This is a genomic window from Chitinivibrionia bacterium, from assembly GCA_009779925.1.
Taxonomy (GTDB): Bacteria; Fibrobacterota; Chitinivibrionia; order Chitinivibrionales; family Chitinivibrionaceae; genus WRFX01.
In genome coordinates this window covers 52,005-66,645 of record WRAZ01000002.1, presented here as the reverse complement: position 1 = coordinate 66,645, position 14,641 = coordinate 52,005, and the positions used below count along the sequence as shown (strand labels likewise).

The following is a 14,641-nucleotide window of genomic DNA, read 5'->3' as shown; positions in this document are numbered from 1 at the left end:
TTCAAATAAAAAAATCGGGACAGTTTTATGCCCCGATTTTTTTATTTTAGAAAGGAGGTGCCACCTCACGGGATCGAACCGTAGACACAAGGATTTTCAGTCCTTTGCTCTACCAACTGAGCTAAGGTGGCAAACATTTTTTTAACTAAATGCGAGAGGAATATAATTTTTCGCAACGACAAAAGTCAAGTATCTTCAAAAATTTTTAGATTTTCCATATTTATAGGTTTTGGTTTTATATTTGCGAAAAGCGGTTTTTCGGATAATTTTGCAAATACGGCGCTTTCGCAGATGTCAATTCTTGAGAAAATATTGAGGTCGGAAAAGTTAGAAATAATCGCTTCAATGTCGCTTGCTGACTTAATTCCCATATCCGACAAAACAAATTCGGCGAGGGAACCGTAGATTGTAGCGGCTGTTGTTGTCGCTATTTCTACTATTTGCCGCGCCGAGAAGTCGCCTTCCTGCTTAATATTGATTTTTTCAAGGATACTGAATATCATATAGACAAATTCGTATGCTTTAAGGGTGTATCTCGTGTCTCGCTTTGTATCAATCAAGCGAGCCGAGATAAGCCCTTTGCAATAGTCATCCATTCCTGCGTTTTCCACGGTGCAATAACTCCTTTTTATTGAAGACGTATCATTTGCGCAGGGTTTCTGCCTTCGCGCAATCGACCTGTCCAAGTTCCCGTTAAATCGTCTCTTCTGAACTCAAAAGTATGCTCGCCCGGTCTGACAGTTATGGGAGCGACGCCTGTTCTGCCGACAGAAACTCCGTTATGGAAAATTTCGGCGTTGGACGGCTGAGAATTGAAGAAAATCGTTGCTTCTTGCGCCGCCAAGCGTTCTGCCTCCAAACGTTCGCGCTCTGCCTGTTCACGCGCTAAACGCTCACGTTCCGCTTGCTCGCGCGCCAATCTGTCGCGTTCCGCCTGTTCCCGAGCTACTCTGTCGCGTTCTGCTTGAAGGCGTGCGGCTTCTTCTCTTGCCTGTTGGTCTCTTACGGCTTGCTCACGTGCCAAACGTTCTCTTTCCGCTTGGTCTCTCGCCGCTTGTTCGCGAGCCAGTCTGTCGCGCTCAGCTTGGTCTCTTGCCGCTTGTTCACGCGTTAATCTGTCTCTCTCTGCTTGGTCGCGGGCTGCCTGTTCTCTTGCTTGTTGTTCCCGAGCTAATCTATCGCGTTCTGCTTGCTCCCGAGCCAATCTGTCTCGCTCCTGTTGGTCTCTCGCGGTTTGCTCGCGTGCAAGACGATCTCTTTCCGCTTGGTCGCGTACGGCTTGGTCTCTTGCCATTTGTTCACGCGCTAATCTGTCGCGTTCCGCTACTTCTCTTGCCAAACGTTCTTGTTCCGCTTGTCGCTGTTGTTGTTGATTTTGCTGTGCTTGCGGAGTAGCTTGTTGCTGTGGTTGCGGCGTCGGCTGTTGTTGTGTTTGCTGTCCCGCTCGTCTTTGCAAGCTCACGGTTAAATCTTGCAGGGCGCCGCCGTTATTGTTAATACGCCATTCGTGTTCTCTGTAGCCGTCTAATCTTGCGCGAATAACAACGTTGCCGCGAGGAAAGTCTCTTACAGCAACTGTATGAGGCGTCCTGCCTGAAAAGTTGTCGTTTATGAAAATTTGCGCGCCTGCAGGTTGTGTGGTAATTCGTATTGAGTTTTGCGCTTGTTGTCTTTGCGGTTGTGCTTGCTGTCTTGCGGGAGCCGCAGGCGTTGCAGGTCTTGCCGCGGGTGCAGGTGCGGGCGGCGGTGTCGGTGCAAAGACAGGAACGGGGTCAGGTGTTGGCTCAGGTTCAGGAGCAGGCGCAACGGGAATTTCTGTAGGTACAATTTCTGTTTCGGTTATTATTTCGATATTTTCATTCGGTAAAACTTGCTGTACTTGTGCGTCGTATCTTTGCAAACCTATTTTATTCAGCAACTCGTCGGATAAATTTATGCGTCCTGTAAGCACTCCGCCCAAAATGCCCAATGCAACAATTATCAGCAACAAAATAAGCACAAGAACAACTTTAAGACCGCTTCCTTTTTTACGTTTTTCCTCGTATTCAAAATCGTCGTCATCGTCAAATGCGCTCGGTTTTGGTGCGGGAACAGCTTTCAATGCTATTTCTGCAGGTAGCGGCGACGTTGTCAGCTGTGGTTTCGGCGCAGGCGGCGGTGGTGGAGGCGGTGTCGGTGCGACGTTGCTTGGCTGTTTTTTCGGTTCGGGTTGCGGAATTTCAATGTCCAAGCCTAAGTCTAAGTCTATTTCTTGTATTGGCTCCGACGTCGGTATTGGTGCAGGTGTTGTTTTAGGTTCTTCAATCACGATTTCCTGCTCGACGACAGGGGCGGCTTTCGGCGCTTCTACAGGTATTTCTATGTCTATGTCGGGCATTTCTATGGAAATTTCATCTATTGGCTCTATATCTTGTTCGATTTTTTCCGCAACCATTTCGTCTGCGAGTTCAAAATCTGTTTCGCTTGGTTTGGGGGCGGTCGGTTCTTCAATAAATAAATCATCGAAAGTTTCTTCAAAAATCGCGCTTGCAGTCGGTTCAGGGGTGGTTTTTGCTGTTGGTTCTTCGTCGATAGCTTGTTCGAGTTCTAATTCAAGTCCTGTCTCAAAACTTGGAATTGGTGCAACCTCTGTATCGGGCTCTGTTTCAAATTCGGTATCAAAAGCCTCGCTTTCCGGCACAATATCAGATGTCGGCTTGGGGCTTGGAGTTTGTAAAGTGTTGCTTTGCTTGGGTAAATCTTCGCCTATTGTCAGCGTGTCCGAAAGAATTTGCCTCAAATCCGAGAAGTCGTCTATTTCTTTTTCGACAACGGATGGCGCGATTTCTTCCTTTTGCGGCTCGGTTTTTTGCTGTGTTCCTGCTCTCAGTCCGGGATTTGCTTCCAAAAGGTAATCCGAAAGCGCGTGCAATTCGTCGGGAGAACGAACTATTTTTATTTGTTTGGCAACGCCTGCCCGTGTTAAAATTTCAAAAACTTTATCGTGAGGCGCAACAAGAACAAGCCGCCCGTTGCTTGATAGAAGTAAGCGATTCATTCCGATAAACTTATTTATGGAATCCGAGTAAATATAGTCGAGCGGCGATAAGTCGATCGCAACGAAATGTTTGCCTGATGAAGAAAGCGCTTTAACTTTTACTTCCAACGCGACAGAATCAAGCAGTTCATCGCCGACAAGTTCGGGAAGAAGCACCTGAAATACGCCTGTTTGAGATATTGAAATATTGATAACCCCTCCTTAGATAACCCTTTTTAATTTTAATCTATATTAAATATAAAAAAAAACCAACGCTAAAAGCAATAAAAAAATTGTTTTTTCTGCGAAATTATTCAATAATCATAGTTTTTTGCCGCAAAACTTCTTTGCATACGCAATAATTGCCGAATTTTTCGCCTGTAAGCGGATTTTTTAAGTCGGCGGCAACGGATTTTACGCCTTCAATCGCAAACTTTCTGAAAAACATTCTTGGGTGCGGAATGGAAAGTTCGGGCAAATCGAGCGTAATTTCGTCGAACAGTAAAATGTCGATGTCGGCAGTGCGCGGCGCTTTGTCGTTTTTTGATTTTCGTCCAAGTTTTTTCTCGATTTTCTGCGTTTCTTCCAAAAGCGCGGTCGGCGAAAATTCGGTTTCGATACGTACGGTTTTGTTGTAGTAGTTTTGTTGCACGTCTTTTACATCGACGGGCGCACTTTCGTAAAGCGGCGAGCAAATAATTGGCTTTGTGCTTATTTTTTGCAATTCTTCTTCCATCAATTTTATATTCGCCGCTCTGTCGCCGACGTTTGTTCCCAAACTTAAAACTGCAACGCTCATAATTTACCTTTGCTCTCGATAATTTGTCATTTTTTCTCTCAGTATCTCTAAAATATGCTTTTTTGCTTCGGTAATATTTCGTCCGCTTATCAAATTTTGGTTTTCGTGCCAAATACGCCAACCTAAAGCTTCATTGTCTGTAAGCAAATGCAGATTTTCTATGTTTCTGTCAACAAAACGCCTTAATTTTTCTGCCGTTTTACTATCCGCCAAAATAACAAATTCGTCAATTTGTCGCTCTCGCATGTAATAAAAACCGTCGGGAATATCGCCCCAATTCCAATCAAAGCGATTGTCAAGAATAATCGCAGGGAGGCGGCGAATTTCAAATCTTTGCAAAAGTTCTTGGGCGCGGGGAGAGGAAATATCGAGCGTATCGATTTCTACTTTCAAAAAATCCGTCAAAGTGTTTTCGAGGACAGAGCCTACCGACAAATTCGGTGTTTTGCGCGGAGGAAGGATAAGTTTTACATTTGCCGCCTCAAAAATGCCGAAACAATCCATATTGTCCGTTTGACGGCACAATTTTCTGATAAGATTTTTTGGCGAAATCGATATCTTTTCATTATCCACAACGAAGCTCGGGCAAGAATTTATGCCAAATGTCAAAGCTCTTTTATAATTTTGCACAAGAAGTTTTTCGCCTCTTTCGCGGCTCCATTTCTCAAAAATTTCGGATGTTAGTCCAATGCTTTCTGCGATTTTTTGGTAGTCGCCGTCAGATACTGTCGCCAAAAACAAGAAATCCCCAAATCTTTCGGGAAGCAAATCCTGAACGGCAAGCCAAGTTTTTTCGTCCAATAGAGAACCGTCGGGCAGGGCAGGGGAAACTTTGCTCGTAGTTTCGTTGTAATCTCCTGCAAATCTTATAGTTATGTTGAATTTAGCGTCAGAAAAAAGCGGTAAAAAATCTTTTATTGCTATTTTAGAGAAAGGGCAACCGCTCATAGAAAAAATTTCTATGGAAATTGGGCTAACTTCCTGAAATTTATTGTCATTAGCCAATGATGCGTGTGTGAGAATTAAGATGAAAATAAAAAACGCTGTTTTTTTCATTGTTCTTCAACCAATCGCCAATGACCGCTTCTGTTGTTTCCCTCTCGTGTCAAAACACCTTTTCGATTCAGGTTTTTAATGTGTTTTTTTATTGCATCTAATCCTACGTTGAAAGTAGTCGCCAATTCTTCTTTTGTGATAGAATTTTTTTCGGAAATAGCGTTTAATATACTCTGTTCCATATTAGTGAGCAATGGGGTACTAAATGGGGTACTAAATGGGGTACTAAACGGGGTACTATCGGGGGTAGTATTGGGGGCACTGACCTCTTTTTCTTCCAAATAGTATGTTACCTCAGAATATTCGACAAAAGTTTCAAATTCGACTTTATGTTTCCAAACGAGCATTTTGTCCACGCCAAAGCCTGCGTTTTCGGCGAGTTTTGCCCAGCGAAAAAGGCGCGCTATCGCAGGATTTCGTGGAGCAGACACGGCATTTTTCGATAATTTGGAAATATCCACACAAAATTTTCCCGGATTTTGAAAAACTATTCGATTGCTGAACACCTTTATTGTAGAGTGCATTACGCTGAAATAATCGGCGTGCATAAGCATATTTACAAGTCCTTCGCGCAATGCGTCCAATTGTGTTTCGTCCTCGTATGCAAAACCGTTGTCGCCCATTCTAAAGGGATTGTCGGCGTAGTTTCGCAGGCGTTGAATAAGCACGTTATAGTATTCCCACAAATTTTCTTGTTCCTGAATGCGAAAAGTGTATCGTGTTTCGGCGTTGGCGTAAGAAATTCCGGGGATTTCGAGATAATCAACCCAAAAAGAACTTAATGTTCGCCGCACGGTATCTCCATTGCCGAGCATCAGTAATCCGCCGTAAGTTAATACTCCGTTTTTTGTGATGCCCAACTTTTCGCAAAATTCCGTATCGGGCAAGTCGTTGTAAGGCAATTGTGGGTTTTGGTGCTTAACTCTGTTTCGATACGTTGTAAGCGACCCCGTGCTTAAATCGCCTATTCCCAGCCCCTCAACAGTCAAGTCGGAGCGCACGCCGAACGCCTGATCGCGTAATAAAGCGTTGATTTCTAAGTCGGTTGCACGTTGGTCGCCGCTTCCCGAGCGAATAAATGTGTTCGCTAACGAATTAAAATAAACAGGTTTTTGTTGCGACGACGGAATAAAAAATGCCAAAATGGTTTTACTGTCAATATTATATTTTCTGCACAATGGGTTTATCAATACGTTAAATTTATTTTTGCTACGCAAAGTAGTTGTAAAGTCCTGCTCTGTTTTTTCAGGGTTTTCAACGCCCAAAATTTCAAAGTTTTTTCCTTTTTGCGAAACGCCTAAAACTATCCAACCGCCCGAAGTGTTGGAAAACGCCGATACCGTTTCCCAAACGCTTTTAGGAAGTTCGTTTTTTGCTTCTTTGACTTCAAAATCATCCCATTCGATGTCGGTTAGGCGCTCAAGCAATTCGTTTTTGTTCATATTTTCTCCGTGTTTTCCAAAAGAAAAATATTAAATGCCACAATAAAAAAGAAATTTCTCCTTTTTTATAAAGGAAAATAGTATTTTCCCCATACCACAAAAACGGCTTTATGGAAATACCCATAAATAAAGTATTCTCATAAATCCATTGGCTCTTTATTTTTTGATTTCTCGATAAGAGAAAAAGAAACAAACTTCCTTTATGGTTGTTCTGTCTATTTTTTCTCTTATCAAGCACACCTTGTTTGTTAATGGGTATGGTCGTTTTTGTGGTAAATTATGATTATGGGCAGAACAGCCATTCAGAATTTACTGTATGCTTTTTCTTTTCCATAACTGTAAATTATAGGCTTAATTAGGCAACAAGCAATGGTGCTTTTTGTGATAAATTTTATTAGGAGGAACAATGATAGTAAAAAAAAGAGGTTTTTTGTGCTTTATGTTGGCTTTGTCGGTGTGTTTGTATGCGGCAGACTTGGAAAATGAAACAGAAAACGAAAACTCGCAAGCGAGGCAAAGAGAGGAATTCACCTCTGTGTTCAGAACGTCTGATACTTTAATCAATGCTAATGTGGTATCAAGGCAACGATACCTGAATATGGGATTTTTTGTGTCGTCGCCAAGTTATATGGGCGGCTCTGCGGCAAGTGTTGCAGGCTTTGGGTTTGGAAGAATAAATGAGAAAAATTTCTTTGCGGGCGCTGAATTTTACGGTTTGCCGAGGTCTGCCGGTGCAGGGCTTAATTTGGGACAAAGGATACAGTCGCACGATTGGTTTCAAATGATTGTCGGCGGACATTTAGGTTTTTTGTGGCACGTATCCGAGGATTATTACAAATACACATCGGATCGTTTCGGGCGGCGCTATGGCTATATTACCAATGATATATATTTTAATTTGGGAACAGGTCCTTTTTCTAAGTTTCTTTTTGGCAAAGGCAAAAATTGGGGTGAAGTATCTCAAAAATTACTAATCGGATTTGGCGGCGATATTGATTATGAGGGCGGACGTTCGGTATTGTATCAAACAAGTCTTGCTTATACGCGCTTGATTATGAAAAGAAGATTGGAATTGCGATAAAATTGTTTTAAAATTTAGCAGTCCTCTTAAACGAGGGCTGCTCTGCCAAAACCATATTTTTATTATTTAACCAACTTCTCTTTCCAATTCTCAGAAAAACCGATATGTTTCAAATTTATGTCGTTTTTATAGATGTTTAGTAAATTTTCTATGCCGCTGAAAATTTCGTCGTTCCATTTGTCTTTATCATAATAAAGTGCCTTTAACGCGCACACAGCCCCAAACAAACTTCTTTCACTCGTTTTATCTACTTCCGACAAATTTGCAGGAATTGCCGAAAATTTATGATAATACAATCGCCCGTAATGCGCGCAAATATTTCTTAAGTCCGAACAACAGCGCAACCAACTGCTGACATTGTTGTGAGTTGTCTGAAACATTTTTGTCGCTAATTCTTGCTTGTCGGCAATTTTTAAGCCCGAATAAAAGTATGTAAGCATTCCGAAAGTAAACAATTCTATTAACGCCCATATTGGAAATCTGCCGCCATACTTGTTGTTGTGATGCTTAACTATCAGGCTGTTTTTATGGTTTTCCAAGCAAGTTTTTATCTTTTTTTCAAATATTTCGTGATTATGTTTTTCGTTATAGTTATTTGGATCTAAATATCCTTCTGCTCCATATTTATGAGCAAAATAGTATGATATACGCGTTCTGAAATCTATTTCTATTTCCTCTACGGCAACAAAAACAATCTTTCTCATTTTTCGGTCGAATTCGTATGTTTTGTATATTTTTGAAAAATTTGTATTTTCCTCATAAGAAGTGTAATTATCAGATTTATATGGCAAAAGATAGGCGGATAAACGATAATAATTTATGTGCGAAAGAATATATTCCGCAAACTCATTGTCATCAATTATGCAACTGCGGGATTTTAATATTTCGATTTGCTGTTTTATTGTAGTTTCGGGTTTCATAGTAAGTAGTTCCAAGTGTAAAAATGTCTCCCCCCGACATTATTGCGCCGAAAAATCGGATAACAATAATGAGCAAAGGGGAGTTCTAGTATAAGAAATATAATAAATTTAACAAACAAAAGTCAAGGTTTTTTCTAATTTTGCGCTTTTTCTGTTTCCTCAACACCGCTGATTAACCAAATGTACAGGCAACGCCGACTGTTTTTCTCCGTCGAAGCCGTATTTTATCGGGCGGTTTACTTGGGTGTTTATTATTTCCATATTTTTGCGGATTTCCAAAACCACTTCGTTCAACAAAATTTGGTTTACGCGCGTGTTTTCAAAGTTTTGAAGCGATTTTTCCTTTAATTGTTTATGGAGTTCCTGTATCCCCAAAATCTCCTCTTTTGGAAAATCGTCTATAAAAGAACTTATGCGTTTTAAGCGATTTTTGTCGTTTATGTAAGGGCTGAGCAGTTCTATCCTGTCGCGCTCAAGCGTATCCATCTGCTCGACGATTTGGTCGATTTCTCCCGAAAGCGTTCTTACGTTCACGACGTTTTGTCCTTTAATCGCGACAAGCATTTGTTCGTTCATTTTCGTCAATTGGTCTTGAAGATTTATTTGGTTGCCCATTATTGACTTGAATTTTTTTACTACGTCTTTATCCATTTTACCCTCCCTGTGTTTCTGTGTCTGTGTTTGAAACTGCGTTATTTTGCGCTACTTTTCCCATTATTCTTGCAACATAATTTTGCGTTTCTCTGAAAGGCGGAACTCCGCCAAATCTTTGAACGTTTCCCGGTCCCGCATTGTAGGCAGCCAAAGCCAATTTTAAGTCGCCGCCGAACCTGTTGAGCATTTCTCTTAAATATCTTGTTCCGCCCATTACGTTTTGGACAGGGTCAAATACGTCTTTTACGCCCATATCGCCCGCCGTTCCCGGCATTAATTGCATAAGACCGCTTGCGCCCACCCGCGACACTGCGTTCGGATTTCCGCTTGATTCTGCGTCCATTACCGCCGCTATCAGGAATTTGTCCACTCCGTGCTTTTCGGACGCTTTTGCTATTATGTCGCTCCATTCGCGAACTCTTGGCGCAAACATATCGAAAGAAATTTCGGGTGTTGCCGTTTTGTCTGCGTGCGTTCTTAAATGCTCGAAACTGCGTAGCCCCGTTGCGCCGAATTGAGCCGCTCTGGCGTTATTGTTTTGCGATTTTAATGCGGCAAGCGCCGAAGACGCGTCTAAGTTGTTGTCTAATCGGCTCATTTGGTCTATTATTACTTGGGCAAGCCCTAATTTTCCGTTGCGCACCATTTTGTTGGCAAATTCGCTGTCGAGCATTTCGGTGAAAATTTCTTCTCCCGTGCTTCTTTTGAATAATCCGCTGTCTCCTACGGTTTTGCGCATTTCTTTAACCATCATTTCCGCGAACATTCGCTCAAATTGAACGGCTACTTTTGCAAGTTTGACCGATTCGTCGTTAGAATATCTCGAAAACTGGTTTGCACCTGTTGTTAATGACAACATAAAACACCTCCTTGTGCTATTGGTTTTTGTATGCAATTTTTATGCCAAACCACGAATTTCGGGTGTTTTGTCGGAAATAACATTTATCTTTGCGGAAAATATTGCCTTAAAAGTGTTTTCTTGCCTTTGCGGAAACGGGGGAAGTTTGCGGATTGTATTCCGAAAACTATAGAAAAAATAGAAGTTTGCGGGTTGTATTCCGAAAACAAAATGAGACAGGGCATGCCCTGTCTCTACAAAACAAACGCCAAATCGGTAATTCTTATCCGTCTGCGCCGAAAGGGTCTTTTAAAAAACACCAATCATTGCCGTTGTGGACTAGTAAAGTTAATAACTGCAGACGGTACGCTTTCGCCACAATTATTTATTGCAGTAATTCTGAAATATCTGCTACGTCCTTGCTGTATATATAATTGCGTGCTTGTTTCAATTGTTCCGATGCCTTCTGTTGTTTCTGTTGGAAAGAATAAACCGTTAGGTGTTTCTGACTCGTAAACAAGATATGTTCTTGCTCCCGCTACGGCGTTCCAACTAATAGTAATTGTACGTTGCCCTTCATAAACATCAGTTATTCTTACATTTGTAGGAGCGCTTGGTCTGTTGCCAACACAGCCGACATTGCTTGTTCTCATAAATGTAATGCCTTGACGTGTAAACGTATTGCCTCCGTTGTAAAAAATGTGTGGTATAAGTCCATAACCTTCAAAAAACACAATTCCGTCGCTGTGCCTCCAGTTGAAAGGCAGACCACCGCCATTTGTGCTGTATTCTCCATCTTCTCGTATGCATTCTCCTTGTAGAAACATTAGTCCTGTGTTATCAGAATTAAAAATAAATTCCCAAAGGAAATAACGACACTCATCATTCGACAATAAATTGTCAAGTTGCGCTTTCCAAATTCCGACAATTGAATTATTGCTACCTCCGCCTCCGCCGCCGGGATTGCCGCCGCCGCTGTTAGTTCTGTCTAATCTTTCGCCGTTCACATCGACTACAGCCCCGTTTTGAAAAGTAATTCCGCTTGCAGTCCAAGTATTTCCGCCATCGTTGCTGACTAATACGGTTTCTCCGTTAAGTATGTAGCGAGCAGTGTTTACGACCACTCCGTTTTCGAGTGTGCGAAGTTCTCCGTCTCGCGTAAATTCGTATTTACCGCCCCATACCCCAACAATATTGCCGCTTCCGCTACTGTCCGAGCCGCCGCCGCCGTCCGAACACCCCGTAAACACACAAGCGGCAAACGCTACCGCCAACCAAAACATTTTTGTAAACTTCCTCATTCCGAAACCCTCCTTAATTAAGTTGTTAATAATACAGAAACGAAGCGCTTCGGAATATAAAAAAGGCGCACCCCGTTTCCCTATCAATTTCCGTACTGCGAGGTTATCGCCAAACCTATATAGCCAGAAATTTATGAGAAAGGAGCGTGCCTAAAGATAGACACACTCTTTCCCATTTTCTCGCTATTTATTGAATATTGGCGATATTCGCAGTAGAGAAAATGAAAAATTCATTTTTTGTTTCAAAGAACGGGGAGAAAATACTTTTAATTTTTACAGATTTTCGGAATTATTTTGGTTTTGGGGGAAATTATGTGTTTTTGTTCTTTCCACAACAATCGGCAAATGGTATTTTTGTGCCGTATAGAGAGGAAAAAATGATAAAATCGGAAACAAATCGCGTTGAATATAAGGAAAAACTTACAGACGACTTTGAAAAAGAGGCGGTGGCTTTTCTTAATTCCAATGGCGGCGATATTTATATAGGAATTCGCAAAGACGGCGCTATTGCAGGCGTAGCAAATTCCGATTTGCTTCAACTTAAGATTGCCGACCGCCTAAAAGACAATATTCGTCCAAGCATTATGGGCTTGTTTGACATAAAAACCGAAACGCACGACGACAAAACTGTTGTTGTTATAAGTTTTGCAAGCGGAGCGGAAAAACCGTATTCCGTAAAACAAAAAGGATACAGCGAAGCGGGTTGTTTTATACGCGTCGGAAGTTCGTCTCAACCTATGTCGCAAGCAATGATTGATAAATTGTTGGCGAAACGCCATCGCCTTTCTATTGCAAATATGCCGTCTCGCCGTCAAGATTTGGAATTCAAGCAACTAAAACTCTATTACGGCTTAAAAGACAAGCCGTTAAATGACAACTTCGCAAGAACATTGGATTTTTTTACAAAAGACGGCGAGTATAATATGCTGGCGTTTTTATTTGCAGACAACAACAATATTTCCGTTCGACTCGGCAAATATTTCGGAACAGACAAATCGGACTTAATCGAGCGTGAAGACTACAAAGATTGTTGCCTAATTACGGCTATGCAGAAAATGCTCGATAGAATTGATACGGAAAACATAACGCAATCCCGCAAACGAGCAATGAAAACGCGATTAGATAAAAATCTGTTGGATAAAGAGGTGCTTCGTGAAGTTATAATAAACGCATTCGCACACAATGACTATTCCCGTCTCGATACTCCGATTTTTCAGATATATTCCGACAGAATAGAAATCACATCTTTCGGCGGTTTAGTAGATGGTTTAACGCCGGATATGTTTTACGAAGGAACATCTATGCCTCGCAATCGTGAAATTATGCGAATTTTTAAGGATTTAGAGTTTGTAGAACAACTTGGAAGCGGCATCCCGAAAATTGTAAAAAAATACGGTCGTAAAGTTATGTCTTTAAATGATAGCATTATACAGACAACATTGATGTTTGATTGCGATATGGAAGAGACAAGTGTTTCAGAAAAACACCCCCAGAAAACTACCCAGAAAACTACCCAGAAAACTACCCAGAAAACTACCCAGAAAACTAGTGCGAAAATACTTGCCGTTATGAAAGTAAACCCTGAAATCAGTATGCAGGAAATAGCTAGATTAGTGGGACTTACGGTGGACGGCGTCAGATACCAAATAAAGCAATTAAAAGCCAAAAACGCAATTCGACGCATTGGTTTCGACAATGGCGGCAAATGGGAAATTATTTAGAGGAAATTTTATGATAAACTTAGACAAATCCGTACAAATCTTGATTCCCGCCTACAAAGCACAGAGCGAATTGACAAATTTTCTGCCTGCTTTACTTGCCAAAATTCCAAAGGAAAACATTACGGTGGTTATAGACGGAATTTTTGACGAAAGCCCAAAAGTTTGCGCTGATTTTGGCGTAAAAACAGTAATTCACGAGAAAAATCGCGGAAAAGGGGCGGCGCTTATGAGCGGATTTGAAAGTATGGGCGAAGACGTGGAGTGGGTAATAACTATGGACGCCGACGGACAGCATTCTCCCGACGACTTGGACGATTTTTTACAGAAAATTGAGATGGCAAATCCAAAAACCGCAATAATTTTGGGGGCGCGAAAACGCTCGCTTAAACTTATGCCGCCTGCGCGAATTTTCTCTAATTGGTCAACATCGGCATTTGTTTCTTTTATTACGAAACAGAAGGTTGCGGACAGTCAATGCGGGTATCGCGCGTATCGTTTAAAACCGATTTTATCGATAAATTGCAGGTTTTTACGTTTTGAGATGGAGTCAGAATGTATTTTACGCTTGAAAAGTCGCGGTTTTTTTGTAGAAAACGTGCCTGTCCAAACGCTTTATTGCGCCGAAACAAGCCATATTTCACATATTCGCGACACTTTTGCTTGGCTTAAAGCAATGATTTTAACCATTATAGATACAAAAAAACAAAAAAGGGTTTCAACAGATGCAATTTAATAAATCGGCACCCGAATTCGCAATGAAAAATATGTTGGCGCAAATTATGCAGAGCGGCGTCAGTAATCAGGCGGTTTTAAAAGTGATAGCCTCCGTTCCGCGACACATTTTTGTGGACGACGCGCTTATGATGAAAGCATACGAAGACATTACCTTGCCCATCGGAAACAACGGACAAACGATTTCACAGCCGTCTATAGTAGCAAAAATGACAAACCTTTTGGACTTAAATAAAGAAGGCTTAAAAATACTCGAAATAGGAACGGGGTCAGGCTATCAAGCGGCGATTTTAGCGCATTTTACACGCCGACTTTTCACGGTTGAACGCCTAAGTCCGCTTTTGGAATTGGCAAAACAACGGCATAAAAGTTTAGGGCTCTTGGATATTTCGTATCGCCTTGGCGACGGCTCGGTCGGGTGGCCCGGACAGGGGCTTTTCGACAGAATTATAGTTACCTGCGGCGCGCCTCTTAAATCGACGCCTCTCATAGACCAACTCGCTGTCGGCGGAAAACTTCTCATCCCCGTAGGAAGTCGCGACGAGCAACGCTTAACCCTCTACACAAAAAACGCCGACGGAACAATTACAACGCAAGAATTTGACCCCGTGCTCTTTGTTCCTTTAATCGGACAACACGGTTTTGGAGCATAAAATATGGAAGAAAGCATAAGTACGTTAGAAATTCGCGAATTAGCGTTAAGATACATAGACATAGACGAATGCGCAACCATTCCCGAACGCGAAGAAGCTTTTGCGCTTCTCGTTCGTCCGATTTCCGCAAAAAAAAAGAATGAATGGCGACTTGCTTGTTATGGCGTAGTTTCGGATTACACAACGGACGTTGACGAAGAGCCTTACGGAAAATGGATAAATATAAAGTATCTTTCTTTAATCTCATTTCCGCCTATGCCTGCTTCAATTCGCCTGCAACCGCCGCATATCGCAAAAGGCTATTTTCAAAGTTTCGACAGAACGTCGGAAACAAAAATTGTAGCAATCGCCGATTTGATTGAAAGTAATGAAAGCGATACCGAAGCGGAAATTTTGGAGTTTCCGAGAGGGAAAAAATAACACAGTGA

Annotated in this window: 13 protein-coding genes, 1 tRNA gene and 2 pseudogenes; 5 read left to right on the top strand and 11 right to left on the bottom strand. The window is 41.8% G+C overall.

Going from position 1 to position 14,641, the window contains the following annotated elements:
* Positions 1–58 precede the first annotated feature (58 nt).
* The 6 genes from FWE23_01545 to FWE23_01520 all read right to left on the bottom strand — a co-directional run bounded on the left by FWE23_01545 (position 59) and on the right by FWE23_01520 (position 6,313).
* A tRNA-Phe gene (locus tag FWE23_01545) sits at positions 59–131 on the bottom strand.
* A gap of 54 nt (positions 132–185) precedes the next feature.
* Positions 186–611: a hypothetical protein gene (locus FWE23_01540; GenBank protein ID MCL2844125.1), complete on the bottom strand. Its 426-nt coding sequence runs from the start codon at positions 609–611 to the stop codon at positions 186–188.
* A 17-nt stretch (positions 612–628) separates the two neighbouring features.
* On the bottom strand, positions 629–3,193 hold the full coding sequence (locus FWE23_01535) for a PEGA domain-containing protein (GenBank protein ID MCL2844124.1): 2,565 nt from the start codon (positions 3,191–3,193) through the stop codon (positions 629–631).
* Positions 3,194–3,326: 133 nt separating this feature from the next.
* A complete protein-coding gene (gene folK, locus FWE23_01530) occupies positions 3,327–3,815 on the bottom strand; it encodes a 2-amino-4-hydroxy-6-hydroxymethyldihydropteridine diphosphokinase (protein MCL2844123.1) in 489 nt (162 codons plus the stop codon).
* 3 nt (positions 3,816–3,818) lie between these two features.
* Positions 3,819–4,871 carry a DsbA family protein gene (locus FWE23_01525; GenBank protein ID MCL2844122.1) on the bottom strand — a complete coding sequence of 351 codons (1,053 nt, stop codon included), beginning with the start codon at positions 4,869–4,871 and terminating at the stop codon, positions 3,819–3,821.
* Positions 4,868–6,313, bottom strand: a complete 1,446-nt coding sequence (locus FWE23_01520) for a putative DNA binding domain-containing protein (GenBank protein MCL2844121.1) — start codon at positions 6,311–6,313, stop codon at positions 4,868–4,870. Before FWE23_01520 ends, FWE23_01525 begins: the two co-directional genes overlap by 4 nt.
* Before the next feature lie 406 nt (positions 6,314–6,719).
* Here FWE23_01520 and FWE23_01515 point away from each other — a divergent pair, with 406 nt between their 5' ends.
* Entirely contained in the window at positions 6,720–7,394 is a 675-nt protein-coding gene (locus FWE23_01515; protein MCL2844120.1) for a hypothetical protein, read from the top strand.
* Positions 7,395–7,456: 62 nt separating this feature from the next.
* On the opposite strand, the gene FWE23_01510 is transcribed toward FWE23_01515, so the two are convergent.
* The 5 genes and pseudogenes from FWE23_01510 to FWE23_01490 all read right to left on the bottom strand — a co-directional run bounded on the left by FWE23_01510 (position 7,457) and on the right by FWE23_01490 (position 11,107).
* Positions 7,457–8,329 (bottom strand): Abi family protein, encoded by an 873-nt coding sequence (locus FWE23_01510; protein ID MCL2844119.1) that lies wholly within the window; start codon positions 8,327–8,329, stop codon positions 7,457–7,459.
* Between the two features lie 144 nt (positions 8,330–8,473).
* The gene (locus FWE23_01505) at positions 8,474–8,965 is read right to left on the bottom strand and encodes a hypothetical protein (protein MCL2844118.1); all 492 of its coding nucleotides are present in this window, start codon (positions 8,963–8,965) and stop codon (positions 8,474–8,476) included.
* A gap of 1 nt (position 8,966) precedes the next feature.
* Positions 8,967–9,365, bottom strand: a pseudogene (locus tag FWE23_01500) (lytic transglycosylase domain-containing protein).
* 261 nt (positions 9,366–9,626) lie between these two features.
* A pseudogene (locus FWE23_01495) lies at positions 9,627–9,707 on the bottom strand (rod-binding protein).
* Between the two features lie 422 nt (positions 9,708–10,129).
* On the bottom strand, positions 10,130–11,107 hold the full coding sequence (locus FWE23_01490) for a fibronectin type III domain-containing protein (GenBank protein ID MCL2844117.1): 978 nt from the start codon (positions 11,105–11,107) through the stop codon (positions 10,130–10,132).
* Between the two features lie 377 nt (positions 11,108–11,484).
* Between FWE23_01490 and FWE23_01485 the strand changes: the two genes are divergently transcribed.
* The 4 genes from FWE23_01485 to FWE23_01470 are packed head-to-tail and all read left to right on the top strand — an operon-like array spanning position 11,485 to position 14,633.
* Positions 11,485–12,828, top strand: coding sequence for a putative DNA binding domain-containing protein (locus FWE23_01485; protein ID MCL2844116.1), 1,344 nt, complete (start codon positions 11,485–11,487; stop codon positions 12,826–12,828).
* 10 nt (positions 12,829–12,838) lie between these two features.
* A complete protein-coding gene (locus tag FWE23_01480) occupies positions 12,839–13,561 on the top strand; it encodes a glycosyltransferase family 2 protein (GenBank protein ID MCL2844115.1) in 723 nt (240 codons plus the stop codon).
* Positions 13,551–14,213, top strand: a complete 663-nt coding sequence (locus tag FWE23_01475) for a protein-L-isoaspartate(D-aspartate) O-methyltransferase (GenBank protein MCL2844114.1) — start codon at positions 13,551–13,553, stop codon at positions 14,211–14,213. Before FWE23_01480 ends, FWE23_01475 begins: the two co-directional genes overlap by 11 nt.
* A gap of 3 nt (positions 14,214–14,216) precedes the next feature.
* A complete protein-coding gene (locus tag FWE23_01470; GenBank protein MCL2844113.1) occupies positions 14,217–14,633 on the top strand; it encodes a hypothetical protein in 417 nt (138 codons plus the stop codon).
* Positions 14,634–14,641 lie beyond the last annotated feature (8 nt).